23 protein-coding genes and 1 tRNA gene are annotated in these 20,842 nt (G+C 67.3%); 8 read left to right on the forward strand and 16 right to left on the reverse strand.

The features are described from left to right. Positions 1-206: 206 nt before the first annotated feature. Together ACYSM9_RS06190 and ACYSM9_RS06195 are read left to right on the forward strand one after the other, a co-directional pair. Positions 207-1,406, forward strand: a complete 1,200-nt coding sequence (locus ACYSM9_RS06190) for an acetyl-CoA C-acetyltransferase (protein WP_461856110.1) — start codon at positions 207-209, stop codon at positions 1,404-1,406. Next, a complete protein-coding gene (locus ACYSM9_RS06195; RefSeq protein ID WP_461856111.1) occupies positions 1,406-1,903 on the forward strand; it encodes an aminoacyl-tRNA deacylase in 498 nt (165 codons plus the stop codon). Before ACYSM9_RS06190 ends, ACYSM9_RS06195 begins: the two co-directional genes overlap by 1 nt. Before the next feature lie 56 nt (positions 1,904-1,959). Here the strand turns inward: ACYSM9_RS06195 and rplL are convergent, their stop codons facing one another. The 9 genes from rplL to ACYSM9_RS06240 all read right to left on the reverse strand — a co-directional run bounded on the left by rplL (position 1,960) and on the right by ACYSM9_RS06240 (position 8,500). Next, positions 1,960-2,337, reverse strand: a complete 378-nt coding sequence (gene rplL / locus ACYSM9_RS06200) for a 50S ribosomal protein L7/L12 (RefSeq protein ID WP_009358316.1) — start codon at positions 2,335-2,337, stop codon at positions 1,960-1,962. 77 nt (positions 2,338-2,414) lie between these two features. Continuing rightward, positions 2,415-2,996: a 50S ribosomal protein L10 gene (rplJ, locus tag ACYSM9_RS06205; protein ID WP_461856112.1), complete on the reverse strand. Its 582-nt coding sequence runs from the start codon at positions 2,994-2,996 to the stop codon at positions 2,415-2,417. 297 nt (positions 2,997-3,293) lie between these two features. Continuing rightward, positions 3,294-4,412 (reverse strand): GNAT family N-acetyltransferase, encoded by a 1,119-nt coding sequence (locus tag ACYSM9_RS06210; RefSeq protein ID WP_461856113.1) that lies wholly within the window; start codon positions 4,410-4,412, stop codon positions 3,294-3,296. 7 nt (positions 4,413-4,419) lie between these two features. Then, positions 4,420-5,559 (reverse strand): GNAT family N-acetyltransferase, encoded by a 1,140-nt coding sequence (locus ACYSM9_RS06215; protein ID WP_461856114.1) that lies wholly within the window; start codon positions 5,557-5,559, stop codon positions 4,420-4,422. A 127-nt stretch (positions 5,560-5,686) separates the two neighbouring features. Next, positions 5,687-6,394, reverse strand: coding sequence for a 50S ribosomal protein L1 (rplA, locus tag ACYSM9_RS06220; RefSeq protein WP_461856115.1), 708 nt, complete (start codon positions 6,392-6,394; stop codon positions 5,687-5,689). 179 nt (positions 6,395-6,573) lie between these two features. Further along, positions 6,574-7,005 carry a 50S ribosomal protein L11 gene (gene rplK / locus ACYSM9_RS06225; RefSeq protein WP_018760472.1) on the reverse strand — a complete coding sequence of 144 codons (432 nt, stop codon included), beginning with the start codon at positions 7,003-7,005 and terminating at the stop codon, positions 6,574-6,576. Positions 7,006-7,133: 128 nt separating this feature from the next. Further along, the gene (nusG, locus tag ACYSM9_RS06230) at positions 7,134-7,946 is read right to left on the reverse strand and encodes a transcription termination/antitermination protein NusG (protein ID WP_461856116.1); all 813 of its coding nucleotides are present in this window, start codon (positions 7,944-7,946) and stop codon (positions 7,134-7,136) included. 113 nt (positions 7,947-8,059) lie between these two features. Next, entirely contained in the window at positions 8,060-8,344 is a 285-nt protein-coding gene (gene secE, locus ACYSM9_RS06235) for a preprotein translocase subunit SecE (RefSeq protein WP_286398234.1), read from the reverse strand. A gap of 83 nt (positions 8,345-8,427) precedes the next feature. Beyond that, positions 8,428-8,500, reverse strand: a tRNA-Trp gene (locus ACYSM9_RS06240). A gap of 274 nt (positions 8,501-8,774) precedes the next feature. Between ACYSM9_RS06240 and ACYSM9_RS06245 the strand changes: the two genes are divergently transcribed. Next, positions 8,775-9,992: a pyridoxal phosphate-dependent aminotransferase gene (locus ACYSM9_RS06245; protein ID WP_461856117.1), complete on the forward strand. Its 1,218-nt coding sequence runs from the start codon at positions 8,775-8,777 to the stop codon at positions 9,990-9,992. A 165-nt stretch (positions 9,993-10,157) separates the two neighbouring features. Here the strand turns inward: ACYSM9_RS06245 and ACYSM9_RS06250 are convergent, their stop codons facing one another. After that, positions 10,158-10,841: a LuxR C-terminal-related transcriptional regulator gene (locus ACYSM9_RS06250; RefSeq protein WP_461856118.1), complete on the reverse strand. Its 684-nt coding sequence runs from the start codon at positions 10,839-10,841 to the stop codon at positions 10,158-10,160. Continuing rightward, complete coding sequence (locus ACYSM9_RS06255) at positions 10,838-12,175, reverse strand: ATP-binding protein (RefSeq protein WP_461856119.1); 1,338 nt, start codon at positions 12,173-12,175, stop codon at positions 10,838-10,840. The genes ACYSM9_RS06250 and ACYSM9_RS06255 overlap by 4 nt, the downstream gene beginning before the upstream one ends. Before the next feature lie 124 nt (positions 12,176-12,299). On the opposite strand from ACYSM9_RS06255, the gene ACYSM9_RS06260 reads away from it, so the two are divergent. The 5 genes from ACYSM9_RS06260 to ACYSM9_RS06280 all read left to right on the forward strand — a co-directional run bounded on the left by ACYSM9_RS06260 (position 12,300) and on the right by ACYSM9_RS06280 (position 16,406). After that, positions 12,300-13,919, forward strand: a complete 1,620-nt coding sequence (locus ACYSM9_RS06260) for a PspC domain-containing protein (protein WP_461856120.1) — start codon at positions 12,300-12,302, stop codon at positions 13,917-13,919. Between the two features lies 1 nt (position 13,920). Continuing rightward, the gene (locus ACYSM9_RS06265) at positions 13,921-14,178 is read left to right on the forward strand and encodes a hypothetical protein (protein ID WP_461856121.1); all 258 of its coding nucleotides are present in this window, start codon (positions 13,921-13,923) and stop codon (positions 14,176-14,178) included. Between the two features lie 3 nt (positions 14,179-14,181). Beyond that, the gene (locus ACYSM9_RS06270; RefSeq protein ID WP_461856122.1) at positions 14,182-14,436 is read left to right on the forward strand and encodes a PspC domain-containing protein; all 255 of its coding nucleotides are present in this window, start codon (positions 14,182-14,184) and stop codon (positions 14,434-14,436) included. Positions 14,437-14,636: 200 nt separating this feature from the next. Then, the gene (locus tag ACYSM9_RS06275) at positions 14,637-15,662 is read left to right on the forward strand and encodes an ATP-dependent 6-phosphofructokinase (protein ID WP_461856123.1); all 1,026 of its coding nucleotides are present in this window, start codon (positions 14,637-14,639) and stop codon (positions 15,660-15,662) included. 27 nt (positions 15,663-15,689) lie between these two features. Continuing rightward, a complete protein-coding gene (locus ACYSM9_RS06280; RefSeq protein WP_461856124.1) occupies positions 15,690-16,406 on the forward strand; it encodes a GNAT family N-acetyltransferase in 717 nt (238 codons plus the stop codon). Here the strand turns inward: ACYSM9_RS06280 and ACYSM9_RS06285 are convergent. From ACYSM9_RS06285 to ACYSM9_RS06305, 5 genes are read right to left on the reverse strand one after another with little or no spacing between them, the layout of a single operon-like run. Continuing rightward, a complete protein-coding gene (locus ACYSM9_RS06285; protein ID WP_461856125.1) occupies positions 16,368-17,876 on the reverse strand; it encodes a DHA2 family efflux MFS transporter permease subunit in 1,509 nt (502 codons plus the stop codon). The genes ACYSM9_RS06280 and ACYSM9_RS06285 overlap by 39 nt on opposite strands. 51 nt (positions 17,877-17,927) lie before the next feature. Further along, positions 17,928-18,359 (reverse strand): ankyrin repeat domain-containing protein, encoded by a 432-nt coding sequence (locus ACYSM9_RS06290; protein ID WP_461856126.1) that lies wholly within the window; start codon positions 18,357-18,359, stop codon positions 17,928-17,930. Further along, positions 18,359-19,441 (reverse strand): CAF17-like 4Fe-4S cluster assembly/insertion protein YgfZ, encoded by a 1,083-nt coding sequence (gene ygfZ, locus ACYSM9_RS06295; protein ID WP_461856127.1) that lies wholly within the window; start codon positions 19,439-19,441, stop codon positions 18,359-18,361. The genes ACYSM9_RS06290 and ygfZ overlap by 1 nt, the downstream gene beginning before the upstream one ends. Positions 19,442-19,463: 22 nt before the next feature. After that, a complete protein-coding gene (locus ACYSM9_RS06300) occupies positions 19,464-20,186 on the reverse strand; it encodes a flavodoxin family protein (RefSeq protein ID WP_461856128.1) in 723 nt (240 codons plus the stop codon). Positions 20,187-20,204: 18 nt separating this feature from the next. Continuing rightward, a complete protein-coding gene (locus ACYSM9_RS06305) occupies positions 20,205-20,813 on the reverse strand; it encodes a nitrobindin family protein (RefSeq protein WP_461856129.1) in 609 nt (202 codons plus the stop codon). Positions 20,814-20,842: the final 29 nt, after the last annotated feature.

Raw genomic sequence — 20,842 nt, forward strand, 5'->3', positions numbered from 1 at the left:
GGCTGCGGACTTGGCGTCCCCCTGCAAATGCTTCCGCCGTCCACCCTACGCAAGCCGCCGCCGTCGTGCATAACGCCGCCATGGGGAGTTCTCCCCTCGCCTGCGGGACGGAATGCCGCCGGCGCCCAACGCGTTTGAATAGATGGGTGACCAGGGTCACGATAGCCTTGGTGGCTTACACCGGAACCGGATTGAAAGAGATAACCATGGGCAACTCTCCTGACAGCAGCGACGTTGTCATCCTTGGGGCGGCGCGGACTCCGCAGGGCCGAATCAACGGGCAGCTGGCCAGCCTGACGGCGGTGGACCTCGGCGCCCATGCGATCAAGGCCGCCCTGGCGTCCAGCGGCGTTGACGCCTCCGACGTCGAAGCCGTGATCATGGGCCAGGTCCTCCAGGCCGGCGCGGGCCAGAACCCGGCGCGGCAGAGCTCCATTGGAGCCGGAATCGGATGGAACGTCCCCGCGGTGACGGTCAACAAAGTATGCCTCTCGGGCCTGACCGCCGTGATCGACGCGGCACGGATGATCCGCGCCGGCGAGGCGTCGGTGGTGGTGGCCGGCGGCCAGGAGTCGATGACGCGGGCGCCGCACCTGCTGCCGGGATCCCGGCAGGGCTGGACGTACGGAACGGTGCAGGCGCTGGACGCCGCGGCACACGACGGGTTGACCGATGCCTTCGACGGCGAGTCCATGGGCCTGTCCACCGAAACCCGGAACCTCACCCTGGGCATCGACCGGACGTCCCAGGACAACGTGGCGGCGCAATCGCACCAGCGGGCCGCCCTGGCGGCAAAGAACGGTACGTTCGACGGCGAGATCGCGCCGATCAGCGTTAAGCAGCGGAAGGGCGACCCGGTGGTGGTGGACACCGACGAAGGCGTCCGCCCGAACACCTCGGTGGAGTCGCTGGCCGGACTTCGCGCGGCCTTCGTCACCGACGGCACCATCACGGCAGGCAACTCCTCTCCCCTGTCCGACGGCGCCGCCGCCCTGGTCCTCGCGTCCCGCGGCTACGCGGAGCAGCACGGCCTGGACTACTTGGCAGTGGTGGGCAAGCCGGGCCAGGTTGCGGGCCCGGACAACTCGCTGCACTCCCAGCCGTCGAACGCCATCATGAACGCCCTGGGAAAGGCCGGGTGGAGCACCGGCGACCTCGACTTCATCGAGATCAATGAGGCCTTCGGGTCGGTGGCGGTCCAGTCGCTCAAGGACCTGGACTACCCGCTGGAAAAGTGCAACATCCATGGCGGAGCCATTGCCCTGGGCCACCCGATCGGCGCTTCCGGCGCCCGGCTGGCAGCGCACGCCGCCCATGAACTGAAGCGCCGCGGAACCGGCAAGGCCGCGGTATCCCTCTGCGGCGGCGGCGGCCAGGGCGAAGCCCTCCTGCTGTACCGCGACTGATGGCGGGCAGTACCGGAAACGCTGCGGACGGCGTCGGACGGGAACGTTTCCTGGCCGACGCCGCGGCGCGTGGCCTGCAGGTGGACGTGGTGGAACGGCCGGCGGCGAAGAGCCTGGCGGAGGCGGCCGGCATCCTGGGCATCCGCCCGGCGGACATCGTCAAGTCCCTGGTGGTCAAACACAAGGACGGGACATTCCTGTTTGCCCTGGTTCCCGGGGACCGCCAGATCTCCTGGCCCAAGCTGCGGGCGCTGGTGGGCGTCAACAAGCTGTCCCTGCCGCCGGCCGATGCCGCGCTGGAAGCAACAGGGTACGAGCGCGGCACCATCACCCCGCTCGGCAGCACCACCGCCTGGCCGGTCTACGCGGACTCCACCATCACGGGGCGGCGGATCTCCATGGGCGCCGGTGCCCACGGCTACAGTGCATTCGTGGACGCCGACGCGCTGACCGCAGCCCTGGACGCCGTCGTCGCTTATATTTCGGACCCCGCCTGAAACGCAGGAAACCCCGCCCACCAATGTGGACGGGGTTTCCCGGAGGAAAAGCGCTGTTACTTGAGGGTAACGGTGGCGCCTGCAGCCTCGAGCTGCTCCTTGGCCTTCTCGGCAGCTTCCTTGTTGGCGCCTTCGAGGACAGCCTTGGGGGCACCGTCAACCAGGTCCTTGGCTTCCTTGAGGCCGAGGGAGGTGATGGCGCGAACTTCCTTGATGACTGCGATCTTCTTGTCGCCGGCAGCTTCGAGGATGACGTCGAAGTCGGTCTTCTCTTCAGCCTCTTCAGCAGCGCCACCGGCAGCGGGGCCGGCAACAGCTACAGCAGCAGCGGTAACTTCGAAGGTCTCTTCGAAGAGCTTGACGAACTCGGAGAGCTCGATGATGGTCAGTTCCTTGAAAGCTTCAATGAGCTCTTCGTTGCTGAGCTTCGCCATGGTAGGCGTCCTTCCTGTTGTGGTGTCCGTACGGCGCGGGGCCGTGCGGATACCGGAGTCTGGTGGGGGTAAGAGAATTAGTTCTCTTCGGCAGCGGGAGCTTCAGCGGCAGCTTCAGCTTCAGCGGCGGGAGCTTCTTCAGCGGCGGGCGCTTCGGCAGCTGCCGGTGCACCGTTCTCTTCTTCAAGCTTGAGGCGCAGTGCGTCGATGATGCGTGCAGCTGCGGCGGCCGGTGCCTTGAGGACGCCTGCAACCTTGGCGAGCTGCAGCTCGCGGGACTCGAGGGCAGCCAGTGCGGCAACCTCAGTGGCGTCCAGTGCCTTGCCCTCGAAGTAACCGGTCTTGATGACCAGCTGCTTGTTGGCCTTGGCAAAATCCGTCAGGCTCTTGGCAGCGGCAACTGCGTCACCCTTGATGAACGCGATTGCAGTGGGGCCGGCAAGCTGGCCGTCGAATGCTTCGACGCCGGCTTCCTTGGCTGCAATGGCGGTCAGGGTGTTCTTGACGACCGTGAACTTGGTGTCCTGGCCGAGAGAAACACGCAGCTGCTTGAGCTGTGCAACGGTGAGCCCGCGGTATTCGGTCAGGACAGCGGCGTTCGATTCCTTGAAATCGTTAGTGATCTCAGCTACTGCTGAAACCTTGGTAGGCGTTGCCATAACCCTCCTTCCGGGGATAGTGCCGGTATTCGACGGTCCCCGCTCAAGAGAGCTAAAACTAAAAACGCCCCGCGCAGATGCACGGGGCTTGGCTCAACACGGCTTGACCGCGGAGCTTTGCTTCGTTCACCTGCGCCGGCCGCCCTGCGTTGAGGGTCCTTCGTCCGGAAAACCACTGGAGTCCCCTGCGCACAACTGCAGAATTGAGCCATGAACAGGAGAGTGGATTTCCAACAACCGACGGTCTTTGGTACGTCCAGCTTACGCGAGGGCGCACCCGTCCACCAAATCGGCGGCTCAGCTGGTGCTGGTGTGCAGCTTGGGAAGCTCCTTCTGCCAGATGCCCGTCACCCCGGCCGTCTGGAAACCCAGTTGCTTGTTCACGGTCAGCAGGTACCGGTTCTCCGGCGCATTCCACGTGTAGATGATCCTGGCGTCCGGGAACTGCTCGGTGAGCCGCTCCATGTTGGCCACCTTGATCAGCAGGCCCAGCTTGTTGCCCCGGTGCTCCTGCAGGACCAGGGTGTCGTCCTGGAACACGACGTCGGCGCGGTGCGCCAACACGGTGATGGTGGTCAGCCCCACCAGGGATCCTGTGGCGAGGTGTTCGACGGCGGTGACCACCGTCCGCCTCCCCTGCGCAATGGCGACGTCCTCCGCTTCACGCAGGATGCCGCCGTCGAACACCATGTCCTGCTCCACCGGCACATCCAGGGAGGGGTCGACGTCGGCACCCGCCTGGTTCTCCAGGGTGGCCACCGCTTCCAGCCAAAGATCGGGGCAGCGGTCCGTCCAATGGTGCAGCCGGTACCTGCCGTGGTTGGCCTCCTCCGCCTCGGCCTGGAGGTCGGCCACGAGCTTGGTGTCCAGCGGAAGGGTGCAGGCGCTGAACTGCTCGATGTGCTGCAGCGTGTAACCCATCTTCCGGGCGAATTCCACCTCGCGGCTTTCCAGGGGCACGAAGCCCTGGCCCGAACCGGGGACAAGCAGGGCCTGCTCGAACTCGTGCAGGGACGCCCCGGGGTGGTTGGTGTCCACCAGGATCATGGTGCGGCCTTCGCCGCGGGCCAGGTGTTCGGCGGCCTCAAGCAGCCGCCGGCCCACGCCCTGGCGCTGGAACTCGGGCAGGATGTCCAGGGTGAACTCGGCAAGGTCCAGATGGTCGGTCAGGGGCAGCGCGACGTCGACCGTACCCACGATGGCGCCGTCCACCTTGGCCACGAGAATGAGCTGGCGCTCATAGGGGTCTTCGAACTCGAGGAGTTTCTCCAGCGGGCCGTAGGCGAGGTCGTCACTGCCCCACGTCTGCATCCGGACCTTCCGGCCCACTTCGACGGCGGCCAGGAAGTCCGCCGCGTCAGGCGAGTCCAGTGAGTCGGGGATCCAGAGCTGCTCGATCTTCACGTCTATTGCCATTCGGGCATCATCCCAGCCGTTTCTGCCACTCACCTTCATAGCCAGCAGGCCTGAATCCAAGGGCGGTATTTATCGCCAGCATATGCTGGTTTTCGCTGGCATTCCATGTCAAAACCGAGCGTGCCAGCGGCCATTTTTCCTGGGCGCGGCGAAGGTTGGCCGCTTTGACCAGCATGCCCAGCCGGTGCCCGCGGTGCGCCGCCGCGACGAGGGTGTCCTGCTGGATGAGTGTCCCCGGCACCTGCGGACGCCACGCCAGGACGGTGTAGGCCACCAGCCCACCCGTGGGGCGGTGCAGCGCTGCCGCTACCGAGGACTGCACACCGCTTCGGATGAGCCTTCGTTCGTCGTCCCGCACCCGGGCCGCGTCCCAGTGCTCGCGCTCCCAGTCCATTCCCGCGGTGGGCGCGTCTGTGCTCATCCACTCCCGCAGGCCGGCATAGCCCGCCACGAGTCGTTCCGGGCAGTGATCGTCCCATGCCGCCAGCGCGTAGTCGCCGGACACGGCACGGGCGTCAGCCTCCAGCAGCGCCAGCACGTCGGCCGGCGCAGGCAGGGTGAGCCGGCTGGACCGCTCCACTTGTTCGAGTTGGTACCCCGATGCCAAGGCAAAGGCGGTGGCCGGGTCGTCCGCAGGCAGCTGGCCGGCCCCGGATTTGGCGGTGACGGCCCGCGCTCCCGCCTTCATGGCGCTGAGCGGTATTTCGTGGAACGCATCAAGGGACGAGCGGCCGCGCGTCAGCGCCGCGGCTTCGGCATGGTCCAGCAGGGCCCGTCCCAGCCCCCTGCGCCGCCAGCGGGGAACCACCAGAACGTCGATGCCCGCCGTGGCAACGTTCTCGCGCAGCGGCAGCGTGACCGAGCACAATCCCACCGGTTCCCCGGCGATCCGGGCCAGGAACAGGTGCCGTTCTTCATACGCGTCGCCCCGCCAGTATTCGAGCGCCTCCGCCGGTGTGAGGCAGCGCTCGAGGTTCCCCCACACGGCGCGGGCCTCAGCCTCCGCCATGGCCTGGCATTCGCGCAGGTCACCGGACAATTCGACGGCGTGCCGGCCATGGTTGCCGCGCGGCGGGATAACGACGGCGGCAATCGCCAAGGCATCGGGCTCCGGAAGGGCCCCGGCAGGCTGCCCGGGTTGGTTCATCCAGCCAGCTTAGGCAAAGGCACGGCGCAAAAGACATGGCGCAGAAAACAAGACCGCCCCGGCGCGTTGGCGCCGGGGCGGTTTTCAAAACTCCGGAATCACTCCGGGGCGGGAACTTCAGCGGGGACTACGCCTCGATGAGCACCTTGGTGACGTTGGGGTCGACGGAGATGCCGGGACCGAACGTGGTGGCAACGGTGGCCTTCTGGATGTAGCGGCCCTTGGCGGCGGAGGGCTTCAGGCGAAGCACCTCTTCCAGTGCTGCTGCGTAGTTCTCGGCCAGCTTGACGGCGTCGAAGGACACCTTGCCGATGATGAAGTGCAGGTTAGAGTGCTTGTCGACGCGGAAGTCGATCTTTCCACCCTTGATGTCGTTGACGGCCTTGGTGACGTCGGGGGTCACGGTGCCCGTCTTCGGGTTCGGCATCAGGTTACGCGGACCCAGGACCTTACCGAGGCGGCCAACCTTGCCCATGAGGTCAGGGGTGGCGACGGCTGCGTCGAAGTCGGTCCAGCCGGCGGCGATCTTCTCGATCAGGTCGTCGGAACCAACGAAGTCGGCGCCGGCTGCGATTGCGGCCTCAGCCTTGTCACCCGTGGCGAAGACCAGGACGCGGGCGGTCTTACCGGTGCCGTGGGGCAGGTTGACCGTGCCGCGGACCATCTGGTCAGCCTTGCGGGGGTCGACGCCGAGGCGGAAAGCAACCTCAACGGTGGCGTCGAACTTGGACGGGTTGGTGTCCTTGGCCAGCGTCACTGCCTCGAACGGTGCGTAGTGCTTCTCCGCGTCGATCTTGGCGGCTGCTGCCTCATATGCTTTGCTGCGCTTTGCCATGCTGCTTATTTCTCCTTGTGCAGTTGTGGTCTGCGGACCGCGCTGGGCCCTGCCACAGTCGGTGATCCGGTTTCGTTATCCGGCCCGGATGCCCGACATTTCAATGTGTATGGTGCCGGTGTTCCCGGCGGTGCAGCCCGTCGTCGTGATTTCACGGCGCTGGGCAGCGGTCAGGGGTATTAGCCCTCGACGGTGATGCCCATGGAGCGGGCGGTACCGGCGATGATCTTCGCTGCGCCTTCGAGGCTGGTGGCGTTGAGGTCTTCCATCTTGGTGGAGGCGATCTCGTTGACCTGGGCCTGGGTCAGCTTGGCAACCTTGACGGTGTGCGGGGTGGAGGAACCCTTGGCAACGCCTGCAGCCTTCTTGATCAGTTCCGCAGCCGGCGGGGTCTTGGTGATGAACGTGAAGGAACGGTCCTCGTAGACCGTGATTTCCACGGGGATGACGTTTCCGCGCTGGGCTTCCGTCGCAGCGTTGTACGCCTTGCAGAATTCCATGATGTTGACACCGTGCTGGCCAAGCGCAGGACCGATCGGCGGGGCCGGGTTGGCGGCACCTGCCTGGATCTGCAGCTTGATGAGGCCGGTGACCTTCTTCTTGGGAGCCAATGTAGGGTCCTTCTCTCAATAACGTCCTGGGGCACAGGAGCGTGCCTCAGGTTTGTGGCCGCCATGGCAAGGCGGCCGGCCGTTCCGGAGCCGCTAAGCGGGCGGTGCCGGGACGAAATCTAGGGTTGTCAGATCTTGGTGACCTGGTTGAACGCCAGGGTGACAGGCGTTTCGCGCTCGAAGATGGAGACCAGCACCACGAGGGTCTGGGACTCGGGCTTGATCTCGGAGATCGTGGCCGGGAGGGTCTCGAAGGGGCCCTCCTTGACGATGACGGACTCGCCGACTTCGAAGTCGACGGCCACGGGAGCCTGGTTCTGCTTGTTGACCGGCTTGCCCTTCTCGGCCTGCTCTTCCTCGAAGACCGGGGCGAGCATGGAGAAGACCTCATCGAGGCGCAGCGGAACCGGGTTGTGGGCATTGCCCACGAAGCCGGTGACGCCGGGGGTGTGCCGGACGGCGCCCCAGGAGGCGTCCGTGAGGTCCATGCGGACCAGGACGTAACCGGGGATGCGGACGCGGTTGATCACCTTGCGCTGGGCGTTCTTGATCTCCACGACTTCTTCCATGGGCACCTGGATCTCGAAGATGTAATCTTCCATGTCCAGGGTCTGGATGCGGGTTTCAAGGTTGGCCTTCACGCGGTTCTCGTAACCGGCGTAGGAGTGGATGACGTACCAGTCACCCTCCTGGCGGCGCAGCTTGGCCTTGAATTCCTCGGCCGGGTCTGCTGCCGCGGTGGCTGCGGCAGCTGCGAGGGCGTCGGCGGGCTCTTCGTCGCCGGCTTCTGAAGCGTCAGCGGCGTCTGCGTCAACGTCGGAGGCGGCGTCGTCGGATTCGGGCGCGGAGGACTCAACCTCGGACTCTTCACCGGCTTCTGCCGTGACGTCCTGGGACTCTTCCAGCCCAGTCTCGGTTACCTCGAGCTCCTGCTCAGACACTTGGTCTCCTGCTTCCTCATTGCCTAACATGCCTATTTAAATGGCTCAATTCCGCACGCCGCGTCCCGTTCCGGATTCCCGGGCGGAATACGCGGCCTGCGGACCGTGCAGCCTTAGCTGTCCTTGGAGCCGGTGCCGCCGAAGATCCAGCTGACGGCGGTTCCAAAACCTATGTCCAGCAGGCTGACGATGACCATCATGATGGCCACGAACACCAGCACCACGAGCGTGTAGTTGATCAGTTCCTTGCGGGTGGGGGCAACGACCTTCTTCAGTTCGCCGATGATCTGGCGGACAAAGAGTGCAATGCGGGCGAAGAAGCTTGCCTTGGCTTCCTTCTTAGCTGGGCGGCCCTTGGAGCTGCTGGCAGCTGTTTCGGTCACCTGATCCTCGCTCATCCTTGCAATGGTGGATTACCCGGCCCTGATCAGAACCATGGTTGCTGCGCGTGCCCCCGGGCTTTCGCCCGGGGCACCTTGCGCAGGGCAGACAGGACTCGAACCTGCAACCTGCGGTTTTGGAGACCGCTGCGCTACCAATTGCGCCACTACCCTATGGAGTGAATTCCACATTCTACGGCCTGCCGCCAGTTTGCACTGGGGCGCACGCCATCATCCGTGTTTCAACACCGGTGAACCAGTCTACGCAAGAAGTCCGCGTAGGTAAAACCGGCCCGCTCCGCACCTTCCTGGGCGCGGCCTGGGTTGCACTGCACGGGCAGTCACAAATCAAAACCGGCTCCCCGGAGGGTCCGGTGAACAGCATAGAGTAGAACTCGTCGAATCCCACATTCCAGCCGCCAGGCTGCAAGCGAAGAACGGACCTGCCATGTCTGCCGCCCGCGTTTCCCAGCGCATATCCGCAATTGCCGAATCCGCAACCCTTGCCGTTGATGCCAAGGCTAAGGCGCTGAAGGCTGCTGGCCGGCCGGTGATTGGGTTCGGGGCGGGCGAGCCGGACTTCCCGACCCCGGACTACATCGTCCAGGCGGCCATCGAGGCAGCCGGGCAGCCCAAGTACCACCGCTACTCCCCTGCCGGCGGACTGCCCGAGCTGAAGAAGGCCATCGCGGAAAAGACCCTCCGGGACTCCGGTTACGCCGTCGACCCCTCCCAGGTGCTGGTGACCAACGGCGGCAAGCAGGCCGTGTACAACACGTTCGCCACCCTGGTGGACCCGGGCGACGAGGTCATTGTCCCCACCCCGTTCTGGACCACCTACCCGGAGGCCATCCGGCTGGCCGGGGGCGTTCCCGTGGAGGTCTTTGCCGGGCCCGAACAGGATTACCTGGTGACCGTTGAGCAGCTGGAGGCAGCCGTCACGGACAAGACCAAGATCCTGCTCTTCGTCTCGCCGTCCAACCCCACCGGCGCGGTGTACTCTCCGGAGCAGGTGGCGGAGATCGGCAAGTGGGCTGCCGCCAAGGGCCTGTGGGTTGTCACGGACGAGATCTACGAGCACCTGACTTACGACGGCGTGCCCTTCACCTCCATCGCCACCGCCGCTCCGGAGCTGGGCGACAAGGTGGTCATCCTCAACGGTGTCGCCAAGACCTACGCCATGACCGGCTGGCGCGTGGGCTGGATGATCGGCCCCGCCGACGTCATCAAGGCCGCCACCAACCTGCAGTCGCACGCCACCTCCAACGTCTCCAACATCATGCAGATCGCAGCCCTCGCCGCAGTCTCCGGCCCGCTGACCGCCGTCGACGAAATGAAGGTGGCCTTCGACCGCCGCCGCAAGGCCATCGTCGCGGGCCTGAACGCGATCGAAGGCGTGGAATGCCCGACGCCGAAGGGCGCCTTCTACGTGTACGCGGACGTCCGCGGGCTGCTGGGCAAGGAATTCCCGACGGCGACCGGCACCGCGACGCCGCAGACGTCCGCTGAGCTGGCGGCATTGATCCTGGACGAGGTGGAGGTTGCGGTGGTGCCCGGCGAGGCTTTCGGCCCGTCCGGCTTCGTGCGCCTCTCCTACGCGCTTGGCGACGACGACCTGGCCACCGGCGTCCAGCGGCTGCAGGAGTTCCTGGGCAAGGCCCAGTAGGCGCCCGCTCACCACTGGCAGACGCAAACCAAACGCCCGCTCACTTCCTGAGGGAAAGTGAGCGGGCGTTTGGCTTTAAGGCGCAAGAGCTGATGGGGCGTTTGGAGAAAAGCTGCCAAAGGTGATGGGGCGTTGGGGAAACAGTTGCCGGAAGTGGGCGGGCGTTTAGAGGAGGCGGCGCTCCGCGGCCCACTTGGTCAGCTCGTGCCGGCTGGAGAGCTGGAGCTTGCGCAGCACCGCTGACACGTGGGTTTCCACGGTCTTGATGCTGATGAAGAGCTCCTTGGCCACTTCCTTGTAGCTGTAGCCGCGCGCAATGAGCCGCATGACTTCCAGTTCGCGGGCCGAGAGCTTGTCCAGTTCGTCGTCGGCGATGTCCGCCGGGGCGGTCCCGAACGCGTCCAGGACGAAACCGGCGAGCCGGGGCGAGAACACGGCGTCCCCGCCGGCCACCCTGAAGACGGCATCGGTGATCTCGGCCCCGGAGATGGTCTTGGTGACGTAGCCGCGTGCGCCGGCGCGGATCACGGCCACCACGTCCTCCGCGGCGTCCGAGACGCTCAGCGCCAGGAACCGCGTGGTGGCCAGGAGCGCGGCGGAGCCGGCAATGACTTCCCGGCCGCCCCCGCCGAGGCCGCCGGGCAGGTGCACATCCAGGAGGACGACGTCGGGCCGCTGCTGGGCGATCACGGCGATGGCCTGTTCCACGGTCGCCGCTTCACCCACGACCTGGATGCTGGCGTCGAGGTCGGCCTTCAGTCCGGACCGGAAGATGGCGTGGTCGTCCACGATCACCACCCGGACCGGGCCCGCAGGCCGGGCCGTTCCGGTCCCTTGCGTCATGGTCATGATTTCCCTTCCGTGCTGTGGGCTGCGGCCGCGGGCAGCCGCAGGCGCACCTCCGTACCGTCGCCCGTGCTGAGGATTTCAGCCGAGCCGCCGTGCCTGCCCATCCTGCCGATGATCGATTCCCGGACGCCCAGCCTGTCCGCCGGCACGTCCGCCAGGTCAAAGCCCGGGCCCCGGTCCTTGATGAAGACCTCGGCCTGCCCGTCGGACGCTTCAAGGTAGACCGAAACGGTTCCGCCCCCGTGCCGCGACGCGTTGAGCATGGCCTCCCGGCAGGCCTGGACCAGCGCCTCATGGGCTTCGGTCATGGCGGCGTCGCCGACGCTGACCACGTCGACGGCGTTGCCGAGCAGGTCTTCCACCTCGGCGGCCACCGCTTTGATCCGGTCCGACAGCTGGCCGGTTTCGCGGCCGTGGTCCTGGAAGAGCCAGCCGCGAAGCTCGCGTTCCTGCGCGCGGGCCAGGCGGACGACGTCGTGTTCGTTGCCTGCGCGGCGCTGGATCAGGGCGAGGGTCTGCAGCACGGAATCGTGGAGATGGGCGGCGATCTCGGCCCGTTCGGTCTCCCGGATGCGGCCGGCGCGTTCGGCTTCCAGGTCCCGCCAGAATTTCAGGGCCCAGGGCAGGAGGACCAGCACCACGCCGCCGAGGACGGCCACCGAGGCGAGCAACGCGAGCCAGGTCTGCTCCCAGGAGCCGGAGCCCGAGACCATCACCAGGACCCCGGCCACCACCAGGGCCAGGCCTGCCGCCAGGCGTCCCCAACCGCCGGCCTGGTCCGCCTTGGTCTTGTCCACCAGCCCCGCCCGCCGCGTCTCGTCCAGCTGCATCCAGGCGATGGAGGCACCGCCCAGGACAGCGGCGGCCGGAATCAGGGTGCCGAGGGAGACGTCCACGCCAAGCATCTGGGCAATCATGATGCCGGCGACCAGCAGCAGCCCGCAACCCAGCAGGATTTCCTTGCCGTACCGCACACCCCCCGCGCGGAACCAGGGCACGGTGCCGGGCTGTCCCGGCCCGGCAGCCACCGGACCGGCGGCACGTGCGGGCGCGCCGTCGTCGTGGGCGTTTCCTGCGCCCGCGCTCACCGCCGGGGCAATGGGCGACGCCGGGCGGCGGGCAGTGCGCCGGGCCGCCTCGTCCGCGGTGGGCACCATGACCCACAGCCACGCATAGAACACCAGGCCCGCGCCGCCCGCGAGGGAGGCCAGGACCATGCCCAGCCGCACATTCCGGACCGGCAACCCCAGGTGCAGCGCCAGGCCGGAACACACCCCGGCAATGACGCGGTCGCTGCCCCGCGCCAGGGGCGGGCGTGCCTGGAGGGTTGTCATGGATCAATCCAAGCACGGATCAGGGTCCCCCGGACCGCATCCAGGCGCCAACCCGGGGCGGTTCAGGGACCGTTCAGGGTTTCCCCCAGTAGAGCGCGGACCCGTCGGGCGGAAGGATCGAAGTATGAACTCGCAGACCCCCTTCCCCGACGACGCAACCCCCTCCGGGCCCCTCCCGGACGGGGAGAACCAGCAGCCCACCGAGCCGCTGCCGTCTCCTGCCGCATCCTCCTCCGGCTCCTCGCAGGCCGGCCCGTCGCAGCCCGGCCCCGGGCAGGGCCGGCAGGATGATCCATTCCGGGCCGCGACCGCCGCCCCTGCCGCGGCGCCCCCTCAGACCGACTTCTACGGCTGGATCCGCGGCCACGGCATCCACCGGGGCAGTGACCGGTGGATTGGCGGTGTCTCCAGCGGCATCGCGCACCGGCTGGGCGTTGATCCCATCATCATCCGGGGTGTCTTCGTGGTCCTGACCATCCTCGCGGGCATCGGCGTGCTGCTCTACGGCCTGGCGTGGGCCTTCCTGCCCGAACCGGACGGCAGGATCCATGTCCAGGAGGCGGGGGCCGGCCGCTGGTCCAGCGGCATGACGGGCTCCCTGATCGCCACGGTACTGGGGCTCACCGGCCTCGGCGGCGGATTCTGGGGCTGGAACCGGAATGGCTTCGGCGGCTTCCTGTGGACCCTCTTCTGGGTGGCCGGCGCCATCTTCCTGGTCTACTACCTCTCGCAGCGCAACAGGGGGCCCGCCCACCCGGCAGTGGCCGGACACACGACCCCAAACCCCGGCGCACCGTCACCGGCCGGGCCTGCGGGCCCGGAACGCCCGGGCGCGGAATCCACGTCCGCCTTCTCCGCGGGCACGGATTCCTGGCCCGCCGCCGGTTTCCCCGCTGCTCCTTCGTATGGAGCCAGCTATCCGGGCGGCACAGGCACCGCACCCTTGGGTGGGGGCAGCTACGGCGCAGGTTCCCCGGGCACGGGGACCGGAGCCCCGGCTCCAGGACTGCCGGGCAGCGGAGTGCCGGGTGGCGGCATGCCCGGCGGCCCGGGCGGCGGCACTCCCTTTGGCGGCAGCAGCCCGGCACCGTGGGTTCCGCCGCGGCCGCACAAGCCCCGGCCGGCTGGTCCCGGCGCGCCCGCCGTAGCCATCTCGGCCGGGGCAGCGCTGCTGGTGGGCGGCGGACTCAAGGCCCTGGACGCTGCCAACATCGTCGACCTGGGCGGCTCCGGCAACGCCGTCGTGTGGGCCAGCGCCGCAGCTGTCCTGGGCCTGGGCATCCTGGTGTCGGGGCTGCGCGGCAGGACCTCGGGCGTCCTGAGCCTCTTCGCCGTGATCGCGCTGGTCTCCGGTGGCGTATACAACGTGGTGGATGACGGCCGGATGCGGTTCACGCAGGTGGACTGGAGCCCGGCAAGCGCCGAGGAGGCCCGCGCCGGCATCGACATCACGGCCGGGCGCGGCACGGTTGACCTCACCGACGTCTCCCCCGGCACCCCGCTGACCTCCGACGTCGTGGTTCCGCTCGACATCACAGCCAGCAACGTGACCGTGGTGATCCCGGACAACGTGCCCGTGGACATCAAGGCGGACATGACCATGGGGAACCTGAACGAGGCCAGCGGCCAGCGGGGCGGCACCACCACCCGTGAAAGCAGCTACAACACCGGCAAGCCAGGCAGCCACCTGGTGGTCCGGATCGACGGGACCTTCAGCAACGTCACCATCCAGGAAGGCAACTGACATGGACAACACCAACACCCCGACGACGGCGGGCCAGGACCCGTCCGCACCGGCGCCCGCCCGCGTGGGAACCATCGTGTGGGGACTCATCGTCCTGGCGCTGGCGGCGCTGATCATCGTGGCGCAGCTGGGCATCGTATCGCTCAACGGCACCTACGTGCTGATCGGCCTGATGATCGGCGCCGGCGTGGCCCTGGTGGCCGGCGGGCTGCTCTCGGCCCGCAAACGTGACAATGAACCGACTACAGGGAAGTCTTGAACCATGGATAAGTTCTTCAGCATCGTCAGGGGCTTTGGCCTGAAACGCGGCCCGGAACGCTGGCTCGGCGGAGTCTGCGGCGGCATCGCTGCGAAGCTCAACGTGGACGTAGCCTTTGTCCGCATCGCCTTCCTGCTCTTTGCCCTGCTCCCCGGCCCGGCCTTCGTTTTCTACGTCCTGGCCTGGGTGGTCCTCCCCGACCAGCGCAACGAGATCCCGCTGCAGACATTCCTGGACCGCCGGTCGCTGAATCGCTGACCGGGACCCGCCGGCAGATCCCAAGCCCCCGCGTGGTGAATCCGTTCACCGCGCGGGGGCTTTTGCGTCCCCTTTTTCGGCTGCCTGCAGGACCGTCATGTAACCAGTTTGTGTCGTACCCCACACACCGCACTACACTTCTAGGTGAGCTCAGCGTGGCGCTCTGCCTGTAAACCTTCTCTCCAGGATTTGAGCAAAACATGAAAATTGGAATCCTCACCAGCGGTGGCGACTGCCCCGGACTGAACGCCGTTATCCGCGGCGCAGTATTGAAGGGCATCGCCGTCCACGGCCAGGAATTCGTCGGATTCCGCGACGGCTGGCGCGGTGTGGTGGAGGGCGACATTATCGACATCCCCCGCACCATGGTCCGCGGCATCGCCAAGCAGGGCGGCACCATCCTGGGCACCTCCCGCACCAACCCGTTCGAAAACGGCGGTGGCCCCGAGGCCATCAAGGCCCACATGGACCGCCTCGGCATCGACGCCATCATCGCAATCGGCGGTGAGGGAACCCTGGCCGCCGCCAAGCGCCTCACCGACGCCGGCCTGAAGATCGTCGGCGTCCCCAAGACCGTGGACAACGACCTCGACGCCACCGACTACACCTTCGGCTTCGACACCGCCGTGCAGATCGCCACCGAAGCCATCGACCGGCTCCGCACCACCGGCGAATCGCACCACCGCTGCATGATCGCCGAAGTGATGGGCCGGCACGTGGGCTGGATCGCCCTGCACGCGGGCATGGCCGCCGGCGCCCACGCCATCCTCATCCCGGAGCAGAAGGTCAGCATCGAGCAAATCACCGAATGGGTGAACGAGGCCCACGCCCGCGGCCGCGCGCCCCTGGTGGTCGTCGCCGAAGGCTTCGTCCCGGAGCACATGGAGACCCCGCACTCCGAGCGCGGCCTGGACACCTTCGGCCGCCCCCGCCTGGGCGGCATCGCCGACCAGCTCGCCCCCGAACTCGAAGCCCGGACCGGCATCGAAACCCGCGCCACCATCCTGGGCCACATCCAGCGCGGCGGCGTCCCGTCGGCCTTCGACCGCGTCCTGGCCACCCGCCTCGGCATGGCCGCCATCGACTCGGTGGTGGAAGGCTACTGGGGCACCATGGTCGCCCTGAAAGGCACCGACATCGAACACGTCGGCTTCCAGGAAGCACTGGGCCAGCTCAAGACCGTCCCGCAGAAGCGCTACGACGAAGCCGCGGTGCTGTTCGGCTAAGCCGCCGCGCCGCCCTAGGCTGGGACCATGACACTCGATCCCGGTTCCGCTGCCATCATCCAGCTGGCGTGGGCGCGCCGGCTGGGCTTTGACGACGACGTGTTCGGGCCGGCTCTGGCTTCGAGCGAACGGATCGTCCGGGCTGACGAATCTGCCCGGACCGTGGAGTTCGTCCGGCTGTTCGGGACATCCGTGCTCGTGGGTCCGCAAGAGGTCATCGACGCCGCGGCGGACATCCCGGACGAACAAATGGCCCAGCACGTCACCCTGCTGACCCTCACCAGGTCCCGCGGCGGCCACGGGCTCGGGGCGGCCGCACTGTTCTTCGCCGACGACCTCCCGCTGCAGCAGCCCTCCGAAGAGCTGACGGTGTCGCACGGGAACCCCGAGGCGATCGAGCTGGAGGGCCGCTGCCCGCCAGACGACGTCAACGAGGTGGGCCTGTCGGACCTGGAGAACCGCTACACGATCGTGCACGAGGTGGATGGCCGGCGGGTGCCGCTGGCCTGCGGGGCCTACGGGGAGTGGGAGGGCCTGCTCGCGAACATGGGCGTCCTGGTGGACCCGGAATGGCGGCGCCGCGGCCTGGGCTCCCTGGCCGCGTCCATCGCCGCCCACGAAGCGCTGGCGGCGGGGCTCACGCTGCAGTGGCGCGCCGATGTCAGCAACACCGGTTGCCTCGCGCTGGCGCGGAAGCTGGGCCTGTCAGCCGGCGGAATCCAGACCAGCGTCCACCTTCGGTGACGCCGGGCTCCAGTCCTGGACGGGCTTGGGCTTGGCGAAGAACAAGGCCACGGCCGCACCCGCCAGCACCACGGCGGCAGGGAGCAGGATCGACTGTGCCATCGCGGCTGAGAACCCGGAATGCAGGAACTCCGGCAGCGTGCCGCCCATGGCCATCCCTTCACCGGCTGATGCCGCCGGTCCGCCCTGCGGGAGCTCGGCTGCGAGCCGCGACTGGATAAGGACGGCGATGGCGGCGCTGCCGAGCACCGCACCGAACTGGCGGGTGGTGTTGTAGACGCCGGAGCCCGCGCCCGCCTGGCGCGGCGGCAGGTTCCTGGTGGCCGTGGTGCTCAACGGGGCCCAGATGCCTGCGTTGGCGAAGCCCAGGACGGCACTGGGCAGCAGGAACATCAGGATAGGTGTGTCCGGTTGCATCAGGGCTGAGTTCCAGAGCAGCGCCACAGCCATCAGCACGAGCCCGGTGGCGGTGATGTATTTCGGGTTGACGCGGTCCACCAGCTTTCCCACGACGGGCGCGAGTCCACCGGAAATCAGGGCCATGGGCACCATCATCAGGGCGGACTGGGTGGGAGTCAGGCCGCGGACCAGCTGGTAGTAGAAGATCAGCGGCAGGCTGAAGGCGGTCACGGTGAAGCCCACCGTGGTGATCCCGATGTTGGCGAGCGAAAAGTTCCGGTCCTTGAAAAGCGCCAGGGGCAGCAACGGCTCACCCTTGTTGAAGCGCTGCCACGCCACGAAGGCCCCCAGCACCACGATGCCGGCGATGATCAGGCCCCAGACGCTGATGGGGCCGGTGATGGTGCCCCAGTTGTAGGTCTCGCCTTCCTGGATGCCGAAAACCAGCAGGAACAGGCCGACGGCGCTGAGCAGGACCCCGGGGATGTCGAACTTGTGCGGGTGCGTGCTCAGTGCCGGCACGTTGCGCCACGCCAGGATGAAGCCGACCAGGCCAACCGGGACGTTGATGAAGAAGATCCATTCCCAGCCGAGCCCGTCCACCAGGACGCCGCCGAGGATGGGCCCGACGAGGGTCGCCATGCCTGCCGTTGCGCCCCAGACTGCCATCGCGGAGCCGCGGCGGTCCGGCGGGAAGATCCGGGTGATGACCGCCATGGTCTGGGGGGTCATCATGGCGGCGCCGAGGCCTTGGAGCACGCGGGCGGCGATCAGGACGCGGACGTCGCCGGACAGGCCGCACCACAGCGAGGCCAGCGTGAAGACCACCAAGCCGGAGAGGTACAGCTTCTTGGGCCCGAACCTGTCGCCGAGGCGGCCGGTGATGAGCAGCGGGACAGCGTAGGCCAGCAGGTAGGCGCTGGTCACCCAGATGACCGAGTTGATGTCCGCGTGCAGGCCTTCCATGATCCGGGGGTTGGCCACGGACACGATGGTGGTGTCGATCAGGATCATGAAGAACCCGATCACCAGGGACCACAGGGCCGGCCAGGGCTTCGCTACGTTTTCCACTCGATCATCCTTCGGAGGTGGTGGTGGAGGCCCGGCTGGACCCGGGAACTGCTAGCCGAGCAGGTCCAGGATCTCCGTGCGGGCGAACATCTGGGCTGCGGCCCGGGCGGACGGTGCACCGGCGTCCGGATCGGCGCCGGCGTCCAGCAGGACACGGGCCACGTCCGTGTAGCCCTTGAATGCCGCCCCGGCGAGCGGGGTCTGGCCCCGGTCGTTGGCGGTGTTGGCGTCGGCACCGTGCTGCAGGAGCAGCTGCACGGTGGCGGCGTGGCCGTGGTAGGCGGCGAGCATGAGCAGCGAATCACCGGCGGCGTTGGTCAAAGTGGCGGGTGCTCCGGCCTGGAGGTAGGCACCCAGCATCGCGTCGTCGCCCTCGCGGGCGGCCTGGAAGAGCGTGTGCGCCAAGGCGACGGCGTCGTCGTCGTGCTGTTCCGTGGCGCCCTGTTCCGTGGCGTCCGCGGCGGTACCGGTGGTGTCTGTCATCAGCGTGGCCCCTTCAGGAATCCGGTCTGGCGCCCCACCACCTGGCCGGCGTCCGGGGCAACGATGAGTTCCTGGACGGCAGGATACGGCTCGTCCCCGTCCAGGACCGTCAGTATGTCATCCGGGGCCACCGAACGCTTTATGACCGCCAGCGCGATGGGTCCCATCTCGTAATGTTGGGCCACGGACGTCACGGTCCCCACCTTCCGCTCCCCCGCCATCACCGGGCTTCCTGCCTGGGGCAGCGTGTGCTGGGATCCGTCCAGCTGGAGGAACACCAGCCGCCGCGGCGGGTGCCCCAGGTTGTGCACCCGGGCAATGGTTTCCTGGCCCTTGTAGCAGCCCTTGGCCAGGTGCACGGCGGTGCGCAGCAGGTCCAGCTCGTGCGGGATGGTCTTGTCATCGGTTTCGGCGCCGATCCGGGGACGCCACGCGGCGATGCGCAGGGCTTCGGCGGCGAGCACGCCGGCCAGGGCGTGCCCCGCGACGGCGTCCGCGAGTTCCCCTTCCGGGATCAGGTATTCGAACCAGGGGCGTTCGATCCCCGGGTGGGACTCTTCCGGGACGGTGGCGTAGGAGTAGCCGCCCGCGGAAACGTGGGGCCACGGGTCCTGCCATGCGAGGTAGCCGGACCATTCGGGCACGGCCCGCGTACTGCCCGCCACTGCCCAGTCCGCGGAAGCGTCGGCGATCTCCACCCGCAGCATGAACTTCATGCGGTTGAGGTACTCGGCCAGCGGTGTAGCCTCTGCTGCCTCCACGATCAGCCAGGTGGTTTCCCCGTCATCGACCACGCGGGCGTCGAACTCGATCCGGCCCTGCACGCTCAGGAGCAGCAGTTCGCTGGACTCGCCCGGCTTGAGCGCCGCGACCTGCTGCGAGGACAGGGTGTTCAGCCAGCTCAGCCGGTCCGGCCCGCTCACTGTGACCACGCCCCGGTGGGAAAGGTCGACGACGGCGGTTCCGGCGGCGAGGGCGCGCTGCTCGCGCAGCGGCTCACCGTAGTGGGCGGCGACACCGGCGTCCGGGCCTGCGGCCTCGACGGCGCCGGGACGCGACAAGAGAGGGCTGGGGGTTGTCATATGAAGTAGAAGTCTCCAGTGGCTAGCGGTATTCCGGGTTTTCGAAATCGAAACGGGTTCCGGCCGACCACTCCTTGGGCAGGTTTCCGTAGGCGGGGTAGCCGCCGGCGTCCTTGAGGATCCGGGCCAGGTGCAGCAGGTTCCAGGTCATGAAGGTGGTGTTCCGGTTGGTGAAGTCGCTCTCGGGGCCGCCGGAGCCTTCATCGAGGTAGCTGGGACCGGGACCAACGGGTCCGATCCAGCCGGCGTCCGCCTGCGGCGGGATGCTGAAGCCGATGTGCTGCAGGCTGTAAAGGACGTTCATGGAGCAGTGCTTGATGCCGTCCTCGTTTCCCGTGATGAGGCAGCCGCCCACCTTGGGATAGAACGCCCACTGGCCCTTGCTGTTCAGTTCCCCGGAATGGGCGTAGAGGCGTTCGATCAGCTTCTTCGTCTGGGAGGAGTTGTCCCCGATCCAGATGGGGCCTGCCACCACCACAATGTCGGCCTCCTGGACCGCGGGATAGAGGTCCGGCCATTCGTCGGTGGCCCAGCCGTATTGGGTCATGTCCGGGTAGACGCCGCTGGCAATGTCGTGGTCGACCGTGCGGATCACCCGGGTGGTGACACCCTGTTTTTCCATGATGCGGCGGCTGATCCGGATCAGGCCCTCCGTGTTGGATGTCTGCGGCGACTTCTTCAGCGTGCCATTGAAAAACACGGCCTTAAGGTCGCTGTAGTTCCCGGGTTTCCCTGCATCGTCCACGGCACCGCTCCTTTGGGGTTATGAGACTTTCTTCAGGAAGGCCGAGGCGTGGGCCTCCAGCCCCTTCCCGGCTTCTCCTCCTGTTGCGACGTCCCACCGCCACAAAAGGTTCCCGTCCACCAGCCCGAAGATCCGGGTGGCGGCACTGTAATCCTTGGAATGGCTGCCGCGCATGACCATGTCGGTGGTCAGCTGGATCTGCGGGCCCTTAATCTGGCCATAGTAGAGCTCGCTGATACCGCCCGGGTGGGCAATGGAGACGGAGATGTCGAACCCGCCGTCCTTGTTGCGCAGGGCCTCAACCTCGTCGGCACTCTTCAGCACCGGAACGATGTCTGCGGGCACCAGGCCGGGGCCGCCGTCGGCATCCAACTGCTTGCGCTCCAAAGCCCAGAAGCCCGTCTCAACGGTGAGCGGCCGCAGGCGCGTTCCTTCGTCGTCGGTCAGCCAGCTTTCGGCGCGGTACTGCAGGTACGGCAGGCCGTTATGGGTGAAGGAGACGTGCTGCTCGAAGTGCTCGGAGTCCTCGTCACCGCTGCCAAGCCGGCCACGGCCCTCCCACTCACCAATGAGCCAGGAAAGGGGGACGAGTTCAGGGGTCAGATCCGTAGGAATCTCAATGGGCATTGGTCTTACCTCGAGATACTGCCGGGTGC

This window comes from Arthrobacter sp. C152 (assembly GCF_054890965.1).